15 protein-coding genes and 1 other annotated feature are annotated in these 12,719 nt (G+C 51.5%); of the genes, 14 read left to right on the top strand and 1 reads right to left on the bottom strand.

What is annotated here, in order from left to right:
* Nucleotides 1-31: 31 nt before the first annotated feature.
* On the bottom strand, nucleotides 32-1,327 hold the full coding sequence (locus ACFQ88_RS15725) for an N-acetylmuramoyl-L-alanine amidase (RefSeq protein WP_379454715.1): 1,296 nt from the start codon (nucleotides 1,325-1,327) through the stop codon (nucleotides 32-34).
* Between the two features lie 136 nt (nucleotides 1,328-1,463).
* Here ACFQ88_RS15725 and ACFQ88_RS15720 point away from each other — a divergent pair, with 136 nt between their 5' ends.
* The 14 genes from ACFQ88_RS15720 to ACFQ88_RS15655 all read left to right on the top strand — a co-directional run bounded on the left by ACFQ88_RS15720 (nucleotide 1,464) and on the right by ACFQ88_RS15655 (nucleotide 12,699).
* Nucleotides 1,464-1,706, top strand: a complete 243-nt coding sequence (locus ACFQ88_RS15720; RefSeq protein WP_239627577.1) for a DUF4321 domain-containing protein — start codon at nucleotides 1,464-1,466, stop codon at nucleotides 1,704-1,706.
* Between the two features lie 62 nt (nucleotides 1,707-1,768).
* Nucleotides 1,769-2,374, top strand: coding sequence for a Maf family protein (locus ACFQ88_RS15715; protein WP_239627576.1), 606 nt, complete (start codon nucleotides 1,769-1,771; stop codon nucleotides 2,372-2,374).
* Nucleotides 2,375-2,430: 56 nt separating this feature from the next.
* A complete protein-coding gene (gene radC, locus ACFQ88_RS15710; RefSeq protein WP_239627574.1) occupies nucleotides 2,431-3,120 on the top strand; it encodes a RadC family protein in 690 nt (229 codons plus the stop codon).
* 319 nt (nucleotides 3,121-3,439) lie between these two features.
* Nucleotides 3,440-4,474, top strand: coding sequence for a rod shape-determining protein (locus ACFQ88_RS15705; protein ID WP_239627572.1), 1,035 nt, complete (start codon nucleotides 3,440-3,442; stop codon nucleotides 4,472-4,474).
* A 35-nt stretch (nucleotides 4,475-4,509) separates the two neighbouring features.
* A complete protein-coding gene (gene mreC / locus ACFQ88_RS15700) occupies nucleotides 4,510-5,370 on the top strand; it encodes a rod shape-determining protein MreC (RefSeq protein WP_239627569.1) in 861 nt (286 codons plus the stop codon).
* A gap of 4 nt (nucleotides 5,371-5,374) precedes the next feature.
* Nucleotides 5,375-5,902 (top strand): rod shape-determining protein MreD, encoded by a 528-nt coding sequence (gene mreD / locus ACFQ88_RS15695; RefSeq protein WP_379454714.1) that lies wholly within the window; start codon nucleotides 5,375-5,377, stop codon nucleotides 5,900-5,902.
* 70 nt (nucleotides 5,903-5,972) lie between these two features.
* Complete coding sequence (locus ACFQ88_RS15690) at nucleotides 5,973-6,623, top strand: septum site-determining protein MinC (RefSeq protein WP_239627565.1); 651 nt, start codon at nucleotides 5,973-5,975, stop codon at nucleotides 6,621-6,623.
* Nucleotides 6,624-6,641: 18 nt separating this feature from the next.
* Nucleotides 6,642-7,436, top strand: coding sequence for a septum site-determining protein MinD (minD, locus tag ACFQ88_RS15685; RefSeq protein ID WP_239627563.1), 795 nt, complete (start codon nucleotides 6,642-6,644; stop codon nucleotides 7,434-7,436).
* Between the two features lie 9 nt (nucleotides 7,437-7,445).
* Complete coding sequence (locus tag ACFQ88_RS15680) at nucleotides 7,446-8,591, top strand: FtsW/RodA/SpoVE family cell cycle protein (RefSeq protein ID WP_379454713.1); 1,146 nt, start codon at nucleotides 7,446-7,448, stop codon at nucleotides 8,589-8,591.
* A gap of 268 nt (nucleotides 8,592-8,859) precedes the next feature.
* On the top strand, nucleotides 8,860-9,735 hold the full coding sequence (locus ACFQ88_RS15675) for a M23 family metallopeptidase (RefSeq protein WP_239627558.1): 876 nt from the start codon (nucleotides 8,860-8,862) through the stop codon (nucleotides 9,733-9,735).
* Nucleotides 9,728-10,612 (top strand): M50 family metallopeptidase, encoded by an 885-nt coding sequence (locus tag ACFQ88_RS15670; protein ID WP_379454712.1) that lies wholly within the window; start codon nucleotides 9,728-9,730, stop codon nucleotides 10,610-10,612. The genes ACFQ88_RS15675 and ACFQ88_RS15670 overlap by 8 nt, the downstream gene beginning before the upstream one ends.
* A 24-nt stretch (nucleotides 10,613-10,636) precedes the next feature.
* A complete protein-coding gene (locus ACFQ88_RS15665) occupies nucleotides 10,637-11,878 on the top strand; it encodes an Rne/Rng family ribonuclease (protein ID WP_379454711.1) in 1,242 nt (413 codons plus the stop codon).
* 68 nt (nucleotides 11,879-11,946) lie between these two features.
* Nucleotides 11,947-12,032 (top strand) — a sequence feature (ribosomal protein L21 leader region).
* Nucleotides 12,033-12,046: 14 nt separating this feature from the next.
* Nucleotides 12,047-12,358, top strand: a complete 312-nt coding sequence (gene rplU, locus ACFQ88_RS15660) for a 50S ribosomal protein L21 (protein WP_239627552.1) — start codon at nucleotides 12,047-12,049, stop codon at nucleotides 12,356-12,358.
* An 11-nt stretch (nucleotides 12,359-12,369) separates the two neighbouring features.
* Nucleotides 12,370-12,699 (top strand): ribosomal-processing cysteine protease Prp, encoded by a 330-nt coding sequence (locus ACFQ88_RS15655; RefSeq protein WP_379454710.1) that lies wholly within the window; start codon nucleotides 12,370-12,372, stop codon nucleotides 12,697-12,699.
* Nucleotides 12,700-12,719 lie beyond the last annotated feature (20 nt).

Raw genomic sequence — 12,719 nt, 5'->3', positions numbered from 1 at the left:
TTGCAAAAAAACCGGCGAATCGCCGGCAGCTCTAAGGCTGGCGATTCGCCGGTTTGCTTTGTACATAGCGGTCGAGCAGCGCCGCCGCATCACCTCTCGCCATGCGGCGGTCCGGCATAAACCGGTCCGCCGTCATGCCGTCAATCCAGCCTGATTGCTTCAGGCTGGCGATGGCCCGTGCCGACCAGGCGTCGGTCGGCACATCCTTGAACGGCTGCTGCGCTGGCGCAGCCGAATTGCTTGCCAGCGGCAGCGCCAGCCGCTGGAACATCGCCGCCACCTCGGCGCGCGTTACGGGCCGGTCGGGACGAAGCGTCCCGTCCTCGTACCCGTTCAGCACGCCTGCGGCGACGGCTTCGGCCAAGGTCGCGCCAGCCCAATGGCCGGCCGGCACGTCCTTGAAGGCAGCGGCGGTCTTAGGGGCGCAAACCGCCCCGCCGCCGTATACCCCTCCGGCAACCGAAGCGCTCTCGCACTTGCCGGCGGCTGCAGCAGACTGGTCCTTCGACAAGTCGAAGACACGGTCCAGCAGCGTAACCCACTCCGCTCGCGTCAGCTCGCGGTCCGGCTGAAACAGCTTGCCGACGCCGTCGATAATCCCCTGCGTCTTCAGCCTCAAGATCGCCTCGCGCGCCCAGTGTCCGCGAATGTCGGTGAATACCTCCGCCTGCGAGTCCGGCGGCAGGTAAGCCTCAATGCCCTGCTGGATCGCCTTCGCCATTTGCGTTCTGACACTGTCGTTCGCAAGCAGCTCGGCATCCTTCGCATTGGACAAGAAGGCCGTTTCCACGAGGATGCTCGGAATCGTGCCCATTCGCACGACGTAGACCGAGCTTTCCATAAGTCCGAGATTAGTGGAGCCGGTAGACTGAACGAACTTGTCCAGTACGGTTTGCGCCAGCAAGCGGCTTTGCGGCGTCAATGCCGCCATCTCCGGGCTGGCGGGATAATCCGCTTGGGGAAAAGCGTTGTCGTAATAAAGCACCATAGCTCCTCTTGAATTCGGATTCGAGTAAGAGTTCGCATGGACCGAGACGAACAGTTCGGCATTTTGGGCGTTCGTGAACGCTACCCGATCGCTGAGCGACACATAAGTGTCGTCGGTTCGGGACATAGCGACCTCGTAGCCGCTTTGAACAAGCATATCTTTTAGTTTGCGTGCGATATCCAGGTTTACGGTTTTTTCTTGGAGTCCATTGACTCCGATAGCTCCAGGGTCCGAGCCGCCATGGCCGGCATCCACGACTATTTTGGCCGCCATGGATGAGGATGGAAAAGCTATCAGCATTGCTAGGATGAACATCATGATGGTATAAAGCCGGCGCATCGAAACAAATCCCTCCTCAGGTTATTGTACAAGCCTCCGATGTGTGTTGTAAGCAGGTAACATTCTCCAAATGTGTGCTATAATACGAGTTGTGTTATCTACGGATCAATACTTTGGGCAGAGGAATGGGACTATCATGAAAAAAAATACATTTACTTTTATTTTATTGCTTATCCTAGGACTAGTAGCGGGAGCGCTGGTAGGTCAGCTGTTAGCTCCGGTGCCTGCGCTGTCGTTTTTGACGAAAACCGTCCAGCTGGTCTGGCAGCCGAAAGCCGACCTGCTTGTGCTGAAATATGATCTTCACATCGAATTGAAGCTGAGCTTGATCAGCTTGCTCGGGCTTGCGGCATCGTTCTGGCTTTATCGGAAGCTGTAGCGCGAAGCTTGTCGAAATTTGCAAACAATGCATCCATACTATTCGGAATAAGGAGATTGTATATGACGATCACTATGCAAAAAAAACTGATTTTGGCTTCTTCATCGCCAAGAAGGCAAGAGCTGATAGCCTCGCTTCGGCTGCCTTTCGAAATCAAGGTTAGCGATGTAAGCGAAGATACCGAGCCGGGTCTTAGTCCTGCGGAGGTCGTGGAACAATTATCCAGTCGCAAAGCGGCGGCTGTGTGCGAAATGTATAAGGAGCAGCAGCGAAATGACGGAATCGTCATCGGATCGGATACGATTGTTGTGCTGAACGGGGAAATTCTCGGCAAACCGAAGGATAAAGCGGATGCGTTCCGGATGCTGAACGGACTTCAGGGCAGGGAGCATTACGTATATTCAGGCGTTGCGTGCATCGATTTAAGTACGGGGAAGCAGATCGTATCTCATCAGGTTACATTAGTTTACATGAAGCCGTTGACGAAGACCCAGATTGAGCGTTATATTGATACGGGCGAACCGATGGACAAGGCCGGCTCTTATGGGATCCAGGGACTGGGAGCGACGATTGTCGAGCGGATCGAAGGCGATTATTTCAATGTCGTGGGGCTTCCCGTGTCGCTGCTGAGCGACCTGCTGCAGCAGTTTGGCATTGCTGTTATTTGAGTTCCTGTCATGATATAATTAGGGTTCAACAACTTTTATAAGAAAGAGGGGAATGAATGGAATCGCCCAATTTGACATTGCGCGATGTCCCAAACGAAGAACGACCTAGAGAACGCATGATGCAGTATGGGGCTCAAGCATTAAATAACGCGGAATTGTTAGCTATTCTACTCCGCACTGGAACGGTTCAGGAATCGGCTGTACGTTTGGCCGAGCGTCTGCTGAGTCAATCCGGCGGGCTGCGGAGTCTTGTCGATATGAGCCTGCAGCAGCTAACCGAAATCAAAGGGATCGGTGCGGCCAAAGCGCTGCAGATCCAGGCTGGAATCGAGCTTGGCCGAAGGCTGGCGCGAAGCGGGACGAAGGAGACGGTAACGGTTCGTTCTCCCGAGGATGTATCCAGTTTGCTGATGGAGGACATGCGTTATTTGCAAAAAGAGCATTTTGTATGCTTGTTTTTAAATACTAAAAATCACGTCATAGGTCAGGAAACGCTGTCAATGGGAAGCTTGAACGCGTCGATCGTTCACCCGAGGGAAGTATTTCTTGCGGCGATCAAACGGAGCAGCGCCTCCATTATTTGCGTTCACAACCACCCGAGCGGCGATCCGACCCCAAGCTCCGAGGATATTCAAATGACGCAGCGTCTCGTCGAAGCAGGCGATATTATAGGTATCGATGTGCTTGATCATATCGTGATCGGAGACCGGACGTACATAAGTTTGAAGGAGCAAGGCTTGATGTAATATAATCGGAATATAGCAGTTGATTCTTTATAGAGCATGCTTTTTCCGGTGATATATAGGACTTAAAAGAATGTGAACAATCCGTTGTGGGCAAAAGTAACATTTAAGTGAGAGTTCAAAAAGTAGGGTTTTCAGCACCGAGAAGTACAAGTTTTCGTAGAAAACTAGCTTCGGAAGCATTATTTCTTCGAGGGTGAACGAAAGATTCGATGTCGAAATAGCTTCATGACCTGCTTCGTGATCAAAAGACGACTTTTTGAACAGCCTCTTTACGAAAGAAACTGGAGATTCAAGCGTCCAAAGGAAGGGAGTACCAAGCATGTTCGGTGGTTTTACAAAGGACCTGGGAATCGATCTGGGTACAGCAAATACATTGGTTTATGTCAAAGGAAAAGGGATCGTCGTTCGCGAGCCTTCGGTTGTAGCGCTCCGCACCGACACCAAATCGATAGAGGCCGTCGGGAACGATGCCAAAAAAATGATCGGCCGCACTCCCGGCAACATCCGGGCTGTACGTCCGATGAAGGACGGAGTTATCGCCGATTTCGACACGACCTCGACGATGATCAAATATTTTATCCGCCAGGCGCAAAAGGACCGCTGGCTGTTTCAGCGTCATCCGAGCGTTATGGTATGCGTGCCGTCCGGCATTACGGCCGTAGAGAAACGCGCGGTGGAGGATGCGACCCGTCAAGCGGGCGCGCGCGACGCGTTTACCATCGAGGAGCCGTTCGCAGCGGCGATCGGAGCGGACCTGCCGGTATGGGAGCCGACAGGCAGCATGGTCGTCGATATCGGAGGCGGGACGACGGAGGTTGCCGTCATTTCACTTGGCGGTATCGTAACGAGCCGTTCGATCCGGGTGGCCGGAGACGAGATGGACGACGCCATAACGCAGTACATTAAACGCACGTACAATTTGATGATCGGAGAACGTACGGCGGAATCGATCAAGATGGAGATCGGCTCGGCGCTGCCGATGGAATCCCCTGTCACATTCGAAATCCGCGGCCGGGACCTCGTGAGCGGTCTTCCGAAGACGATGACGGTAACTTCAACCGAAATTACCGAAGCGCTGGCCGATACGGTGAACAGCATCGTCGATGCGGTGAAGGTTACCCTGGAGAAATGTCCTCCAGAGCTGTCTGCGGACATTATGGATCGCGGCATTGTGCTTACAGGCGGAGGCGGTTTGCTTCGCAACCTGGACAAGCTGCTGTCGCGCGAGACAGGGATGCCGGTGCTGGTTGCGGAGAATCCGTTGGACTGCGTAGCTATAGGTACGGGAAGAGCATTGGAGAACATTCATCTGTTCAAGATGAAGTCGGGTCCGACAAGCAAATCCAGACGCTAACATAAATGCGGTAAAAGTTAGAAGGTGTGTATGCTTTGAAATTGTTGGGGAATAAGAGGCTGTTGATATTGATGCTCGGCCTCATCTTTTTTATCGCTTTAATGGGACTGACGCTCGGGAAGCGCGAGCGTATGAGCTGGCCCGAGAAGTTTATTACCGATACGGTTTCCTGGACTCAAGGACTGTTTTATAAGCCCGCTGGCTATATAGCGGGTTTCTTTGAGGATATGAAGCAAATGCGTACGATTTTTATCGAGAACAAGGTGCTGAAACAGACTTTGACGAAGTATGCGCGGGATACGACGCGTCTGAATGACTTGGAGCAGCAAAATAAACGGCTGCAGGACGCGCTCGGCTTTACCGAGCGTCAGAAGCAGGCGAACAATTACACGTTCCGCATAGCGGAGGTAGTCGCGATTAGTCCGGACTCGCTTAACAATACGGTTCGCATCAACCTGGGAGAGCAGGACGGCGTCAAGCCGAACATGGCGGTAATGTCCGTCGAGGGTCTTGTAGGGCGCGTTGTTCAGGTATCGTCCTTTTATTCCAATGTCCAGCTCTTGAAAGGGATTGACGACACAGCGAACGATTCCAAGGCGATTGCCGTCACAGTCAAGAACAAGGAGAACGAATCGTTCGGCATTATCGAGAGCTATGACAGGGATAAGCAGAAGCTGATCATGACGAAGATCGATCCGAACGACAAGCTGGAGGTCGGCGATGTCGTCATCACCTCCGGGCTGGGACAAATTTTCCCGAGAGGCATTGAGATCGGGAAAGTCATATCCAGAGAGCCGGGCAACTTCGGCATATCCCATGAAGCGGTAGTTCAGCCGTTCGCTTCGTTCGATCATCTCCGCGAAGTGTTCGTTGTTATCGTTCCGGAGCAGGGGTGAGCCAATGACTCGGAAATGGCTGTGGATCATTTTAGCCGCATTGTTCATATTGGAAGGGACCCTTCTGCAATGGCTGATTCCCGAAGCCTGGCGCTCCAAGGTATATGTCGCCCCTCATTTTATTCTCGTCATCGTCCTTTATATCGGGTTATATATTAACCGGCATACGGCGTTGGTGTACGGCCTTATTTTCGGATTGCTGCAGGATATTCTATACTCCTCGCCGATGCTCGGTCCTCTGTCCTTTTCCATGGGATTGGCGGGGTATTTGGCTGGACTGACGCATCGCCGGCTGTATTCCAATATTATCGTCAGCATGATGGTCATTGCAGTCGGCAATTTGTTCTTCGAATGGCTGCTGTATGGGCTGTACCGTCTGTTCCAAACTACGCATCTTGATCTGCAATGGGCTTTCTTCCATCAAATGCTTCCGAGCATGCTGATCAATCTATTGTTTGCTCTGGCTGTGTATGTACCTGTAAGGAAGCTGTTCGAAAGCATGAACAGCGGAGTTTCCGCCTCAGAGGAATAATTTTCAGCGCGAAAGCAGGAAAAACGCTGAAAAAAGCCGAATTGTATAGGCTAGGAGGTTGGAGGACAGTATGACCGCAGCAAAGCACCATGTGACCATTAAAGGCGTTAAGGACGGCCTCGTATTTTTGCTGGACGATACTTGCGAGTTCGGCGAAGTGATCGGAGAGCTTCAGCACAAGCTGGAGAAAACCCATCAGCAAATATTGACAGGCCCGATTATTCATGTACACGTAAAGCTAGGGTCCCGAATCGCCTCGGATGAAGAGAAGGAGCAGATCCGCTCGATCATCGGCCAGAAGGGGAATTTGCTGATCCAATCCATTGAGTCGCAAGTCATGGACCCTGCGGCGTCCGTTTTTAATATACCGGATATCAAGCTGCTTAAAGGAATGGTACGTTCCGGTCAGACGCTGTCGGAGGACGGCAATATTTTGTTCCTCGGAGATGTGAATCCGGGCGGGACGATAATCAGCTCGGGCAGCATTTATATTATGGGCTCCTTAAGAGGAATGGCCCATGCCGGCTTCGATGGAGACGAGACAGCGATTATTGCCGCTTCCCATCTGAGGCCGACGCAGCTCCGGATTGCCTCCATTATCAGCAGACCGCCGGACGAGTGGGGAATTAATGAAGCGTTCATGGAGTTTGCCTATGTGAAGGAAGGCAAGATGGAAATAGATAAAATACACCATATGCATAAATTGGTTTCAAAGCAGTAACTAGAAGGAGTGGACCGTATGGGAGAGGCAATCGTCATTACTTCGGGGAAAGGCGGCGTCGGCAAGACGACCACATCCGCTAATATTGGTACGGCGCTGGCGCTTCAGGGGAAGAAGGTATGTATGGTCGATACCGATATCGGCCTGCGTAATCTGGACGTCGTCATGGGTCTCGAGAACCGTATCATTTATGATCTGGTGGATGTGGCGGAAGGACGATGCCGGCTGCAGCAAGCTTTGGTGAAGGACAAGCGGTTCGACGAGCTGTATATGCTGCCGGCGGCGCAGACCAAGGACAAGCATGCGGTTTCCCCGGAAGCCGTGCGGGATATCGTACTGGAGCTAAAACGCGATTTCGAATTTGTTATTATCGATTGTCCTGCCGGCATCGAGCAGGGCTTCAAAAATGCGGTGGCGGGAGCGGACAAAGCGATTGTCGTTACGACGCCTGAAAATGCGGCGGTGCGGGACGCGGACCGGATCATCGGCTTGCTCGAGAACGAACGGATTGAATCGCCGAAGCTCGTCATCAACCGGATTCGCGCCAACATGGTCAAGAAGGGTGAAATGCTCGATATCGATGAGATCTGCTCCGTGTTGGCCATCGATCTGCTGGGCATCGTACCGGATGACGAATATGTCATCAAAGCGGCCAATATGGGCGAGCCGACCGTGATGAATCCGAATTCCCGGGCAGCCATCGCCTACCGCAACATTGCCCGGCGCATTCTGGGCGATACCGTGCCTTTGATGCCGATGGACGAGAAGCAGGGCGTGCTGCACAAATTCAAGAAGTTTATCGGGATAGGATGATGATTCGGTTTGCTGCATAAATTGAAAAAAATCGATATCCCCATCGTTGTCATCCTGTTAACATTCATGGTCATAAGCACGCTGCTAGTATACAGTGCGACAATCGATGATCACAACATCGAATTCGACTTGAAGAAAATGATCGTCATTTACGTCATCACCATCTTGGCTTTTATAGGCATTACGTTTATGGATTTTCGCGCATTGCTCAAAATCGCGCCTTATTTATATATTGTCGGTTTGGGGATGCTGGGTGCGGTTTACAAGTTCGGGATGGAAATCAACGGCGCCAAAAGCTGGTTCCAGCTTCCAGGCGGATTGTTGTTCCAGCCGGCGGAATTGATGAAGCTCATGCTGATCATCGCAGTGGCTGCCTTTATTGCCAGGAGGCAAGGGGAGCCGCTGTTGTTTCTTACGGATGTGTTCCCGGTAGGTCTTATTGTATTCGTTCCTTTCGTCCTGGTGCTGATTCAGCCGGACTTGGGGAACGCCATTATATTTCTTGTCATTTTCGTCGGCATGCTGTGGATCGGAAACGTGAAGTACGTGCACTTTCTTATCGGCGTCTTGATCGTGATAGCGGGTCTGATATTATTTACGTATTTGTTCACGCACTATCATGATCCGATCAAAACGTATTTTACGGAGAAGGGCAAAGGCCACTGGGTTGCGAGAATCGATACGTTCCTGGATCCGGAGAGTGCGACCAAGGACCAGAAATTCCAGGTCGACAACTCCATTAAGGCTATCGGCTCAGGTGGATTGACCGGGGAGAAATACCTGCAAGGGTCGTCGGTTCATCGCCACTTTATCCCTTATGCTTACTCGGATTCCATCTTTGTCGTTCTGGCGGAGGAATTCGGCTTCGTAGGCTCGTCCGTGCTTCTGCTGCTGTATTTCGTGCTTATTTACCGAATGATCCTTATCTCTATCCAATGCAGGGATAAGGGGGGCGTCTTTGTCATTGTCGGCGTCGTTTCCATGTTCGTGTTTCAAATCTTCGAGAACGTGGGAATGCTCATCGGCATTATGCCGCTCACCGGTATTACTTTGCCGTTTATCAGCTACGGAGGCACTTCACTACTGATCAATATGATGAGCATTGGCCTGGTGATGAGTATTCGCGTCCATCAGGAAAAAGAACCGAGCTATTGACAGCTCTGTTGAAACCAAGTAAAGAGCACGCTGCCCCGGCAGTGTGCTTTTTTGCGTTGTCTTGTCTTCGGCTGCGGGCTGCGGGTTGCCGTGAGGAATATAGTTTCATAAAGGGGTGTACAGGCTCATAAGATGAAATAGAAGTGAAGCGTTAGGACAGATCGATTTTTTAGGGCTACGCAGCCCTGAAGCGAACGGTAATAAAAGGCTTCCGCACGCCTATGATCACAGCTTTCCTGGAGGAAGGCGCCTGGGGGGTATAATGGAAATGAGTACCAAAGATAATATTCGCCAAAGAAGGCTGGAGCGGCTTCGGGCGCTTAAAGAATCGGCGGAACGGCCGCCTTTTCCGCTGCCGGAGCATTCCCGTCCTCCGCACGGCTATCCGCTGGACGAGCGCCGCAGAGCCGATGCCGATGAATCGGTACGCTGGGAGGATCCGGAATATGTCTGGAAGCAGAAGTGGAATCGCGAAATGACGCTGCATGACGATCGTTACGGTGACCTTCGCTATGGAGGGAGCGGTCAAAGACCCGGGATGAACCGGCTGCGGACGAAGCTCATTGTCAGCTGCTTTCTTTTTGCCGCCGTATGGGGGCTGTTTCAATGGGACCATCCTTTGGCTAATAAGGGGAAAGCCTATATTAGCTCTGCGCTGAACGATTCGTTCCAATTCCAATCGGTCGCTCTGTGGTACGAGCAGCGGTTCGGCGGCTCTCCGTCCTTGCTTCCTGCTTTGAATACGCTGTACCAGGAGGAAGCGCAAAAGGTGGATGTGGTGTCGAAGCATTATTTTGCTCCGGTGAAAGGAAAGATTATCGCGCCTTATGAGGCGAGCCGTCTCGGGGTCACTGTGGAGACAAGCTCCGATACGCCGGTTGCCGCAATGGACACAGGCTTGGTCGTGTATGTAGGCAATAAAGAAGATACCGGTTATACGATTATCATTCGTCATACGAACGGTCTGCAATCGGTTTACGGCTGGGTGGAGCAGGGACGGGTGGAGCTGAACGATTGGATCAAGGGCGGTGAGACGATAGGTACAGTATCCAAAAACAGCAGCAAGCCATCGGGATACTTGTATTTTGCCGTCTCCAAGGACAGCAAGTTTGTCAACCCGGCGGATGTGGTGAATTTTGATTAGACCGTTCCGTCCATTCGGGATCCTGCTGCGGTTTCATCCCCTGTTTTCCATTGTCATTCTTCTCTCGGTTTTGGCCGGCTATTTTATTGAAACGGCAACGTTGTTCTGTATCGTATTCATTCATGAGCTGGGACACGTATTGGCGGCCAAAAATTTCGGCTGGCGTGTCAAAGAGGTGCAGCTGCTGCCGTTTGGCGGCGAGGTCGTTGTCGAAGAGGTTGCAAATGTACCGGTTTGGCAGGAAATTATTGTTACGATGTCAGGACCATTGCAAAATGGTATTATGATAGTAGCGGCTTTAGGTCTGCAATCGGCGGGGCTGATCCCGGCAGAATGGAGTGTGTACTTTATCCAGGCGAACATGCTGATCGGCTTGTTCAATCTGCTTCCGATTTTGCCGTTGGACGGCGGGAAATTCATGCAATCGGTATTAAGCTTCTGGCTGCCGTATCATAGGGTTATAGCAGTCAGCTGCATCATTAGCCTCTTGTTCAGCATCCTTTTGACCGGGGCGTCGATCGTGAATGTTTTTAGCGGAGGCTTGAAGTTAAATATTCTAATTATAGGCCTGTTTTTACTGTATTCAAATTGGTATTTATATAAAGGGTTATCCTATCATTTCATGCGCTTTTTGATTAACAGGGAAATGACCTTGAACCGATTGATGCATAATGGAACATTGGCCCAGCCTATAGTGGTTCACGGCAAAAGAAAGGTAACCGACATCGTACGCTTGTTTATGCGGGAGAAGTACCATCTCGTATATGTCATGGATGAGCGCGGCACGATACGTTTCGTTCTTCCGGAACAACCGCTATTGCAATCCTATTTCAATGAAACGAAGCGGGGAAGTGCGATTTCCGAGCTTTTCATGTAAAATGAAGTCCGAGGTGGAAAAAACATGAAGCGTATTCTCGTTCAGTGCGGACAGGACCAGATCGAAGTGGCTGTAATGGAAAACGATAGATTGGTAGAGTACGACAGTGAATTCCGCGGGGCTGAGCATCTGGCCGGCAATATGTACATAGGCCGCGTAGTGAATGTGCTGCAAGGAATGCAGGCTGCTTTTTTGGATATTGGACTGGAAAAAAACGCATTTTTATATATTGATGACATTCTGCCTGCTCATCTGGAGAAGCATCCCAAGCAGAAGCCGTTAATTACGGAGCTTGTTACCGTAGGACAAGCGCTGCTTGTGCAGGTGGTCAAGGAGCCTGTAGGCTCCAAGGGAGCGCGGGTAACGACTCATTACTCGATACCCGGACGGTGGGGCGTTTATATGCCGCGCGCCGATTATGTGGGAGTTTCCCGCAAAATTGAAAACGAGGCGGAGCGGGAGCGGCTGAAGCAAGCAGCCGAACGGCAGCTGCAGCCCGGTGAAGGGTTCATAGCCCGAACGGCCGCAGAGGGCATATCGGAATCCATGATCACCGCGGATCTCGATGAGCTGCGAAGACGGTGGCAGATTGTCGAGGTGCAATCCAGCCAGCAGGGCGTTGTGCCGCGGAAAGTATATACCGACTTCGGACTGCTGCCGCGCTGGATACGCGATGTGTTCCGGGACGATGTTGGCGAGCTGCTGGTCAATGACAAGGATGCTCACGATACTATCGTCTCGCTGATCCGTCAGGTTTCTCCGGAGCTTTGCGGACGGGTCCGGCATATTCCTATTCAGACGGGCACGCTGTTCGACCGGTTTCAAGCGAACACCCAGCTGGAGAACGGCTTTAAGAGGAAAATATGGCTCGATAACGGCGGCTATGTCGTCGTCGACCATACCGAGGCATTGACCGTTTTTGACGTCAACACGGGACGGTACACGGGAAGCATCGATATGGAACAGACGGCGAAGGATACGAATCTGCTGGCCGCCAAGGAAATATCCCGGCTGCTGAGGCTGCGTGACATCGGAGGACTCATAATTATCGATTTTATTGATATGAATGCAGCGGTTCACCGGCAGCAGGTCCTCGATACGCTGGAGTCGGAAGCGAAGCGGGATCGCACGAAGACGGTGATCGAAGGCTGGACCCGGCTCGGACTTGTGGAAATGACACGTAAAAAAGTTAGGGACGGCAAAGATAAAATTACGATGACCCGCTGTGAAGTATGTGAAGGAAGCGGATGGGTTTGGAATAAATAAGCGATTCCCAGCGACTTAGGCATTGCATTCATAGGCCCGCTATGATATGATATTCGGGTATGTTGCAAAACATGCTGTAACCGCACGAAGCGGGTTTAAGTACAAGTTCCTTGCGGAACGGGTCACCTGGCTTTAGGCGAGTCTGAGACATGAGGGAGGTGCAACGAAATGTACGCAATTATCGAAACAGGTGGTAAGCAATACAAAGTTCAGGAAGGCGATGTTCTTTACATCGAGAAACTGAACGCTGGCGAAGGCGATGCCGTTACTTTTGACAAAGTATTGGCTGTTTCCAAAGAAAGCGGTTTGGTATTGGGAGCTCCAGTAGTTTCCGGTGCTTCTGTATCCGCGAAAGTGGAAAAGCACGGTAAAGGTGAGAAAATCATCGTTTACAAATACAAATCCAAAAAGAACTACCGTCGCAAGCAAGGTCACCGTCAACCTTACACTAAAGTTGTGATTGAAAAAATCCAAGCCTAAGGGATAAGGCAATGATTCGTGCAACGATCAAACGGAGGCCGGACGGCCGGATTGAGTCGTTTCGGGTGAAGGGCCACGCTCTGTATGGCGATCCAGGCAAAGATATCGTTTGTGCTGGTGTTTCCGCCGTCACCGTGGGTACCGTCAATGCGGTAGAAGCCGTACTGGGGCTGGAGCTTAAGGCGAACATGAAACATGGTTTGCTGGAGGTGGAGGTTCCCGGTCAGCTGGATGAAGCATTGAGCGAGAAGGTACAGCTGATCCTGGAATCGATGGTTGTCATGCTGCAATCGATCCAACAATCGTATGGCGCATATATAGCTTTGAAAGAAACACATTAATGAAGAAGGAGGTAGACTAA

The organism is Paenibacillus sp. NPDC056579, assembly GCF_042793215.1.
Classification (GTDB): domain Bacteria; phylum Bacillota; class Bacilli; order Paenibacillales; family NBRC-103111; genus Paenibacillus_S.
This window is presented reverse-complemented; position numbering and strand designations above follow the sequence as displayed.

Coding starts and splice junctions, on each gene's coding strand:
- ACFQ88_RS15690 (WP_239627565.1), top strand. CDS start 5,973: ATGACCGCAGCAAAGCACCATGTGACCATTAAAGGCGTTAAGGACGGC.
- radC (WP_239627574.1), top strand. CDS start 2,431: ATGGAATCGCCCAATTTGACATTGCGCGATGTCCCAAACGAAGAACGA.
- ACFQ88_RS15665 (WP_379454711.1), top strand. CDS start 10,637: ATGAAGCGTATTCTCGTTCAGTGCGGACAGGACCAGATCGAAGTGGCT.
- mreD (WP_379454714.1), top strand. CDS start 5,375: ATGACTCGGAAATGGCTGTGGATCATTTTAGCCGCATTGTTCATATTG.
- ACFQ88_RS15675 (WP_239627558.1), top strand. CDS start 8,860: ATGAGTACCAAAGATAATATTCGCCAAAGAAGGCTGGAGCGGCTTCGG.
- ACFQ88_RS15655 (WP_379454710.1), top strand. CDS start 12,370: ATGATTCGTGCAACGATCAAACGGAGGCCGGACGGCCGGATTGAGTCG.
- ACFQ88_RS15720 (WP_239627577.1), top strand. CDS start 1,464: ATGAAAAAAAATACATTTACTTTTATTTTATTGCTTATCCTAGGACTA.
- rplU (WP_239627552.1), top strand. CDS start 12,047: ATGTACGCAATTATCGAAACAGGTGGTAAGCAATACAAAGTTCAGGAA.
- ACFQ88_RS15715 (WP_239627576.1), top strand. CDS start 1,769: ATGACGATCACTATGCAAAAAAAACTGATTTTGGCTTCTTCATCGCCA.
- minD (WP_239627563.1), top strand. CDS start 6,642: ATGGGAGAGGCAATCGTCATTACTTCGGGGAAAGGCGGCGTCGGCAAG.
- ACFQ88_RS15705 (WP_239627572.1), top strand. CDS start 3,440: ATGTTCGGTGGTTTTACAAAGGACCTGGGAATCGATCTGGGTACAGCA.
- ACFQ88_RS15725 (WP_379454715.1), bottom strand. CDS start 1,327: ATGCGCCGGCTTTATACCATCATGATGTTCATCCTAGCAATGCTGATA.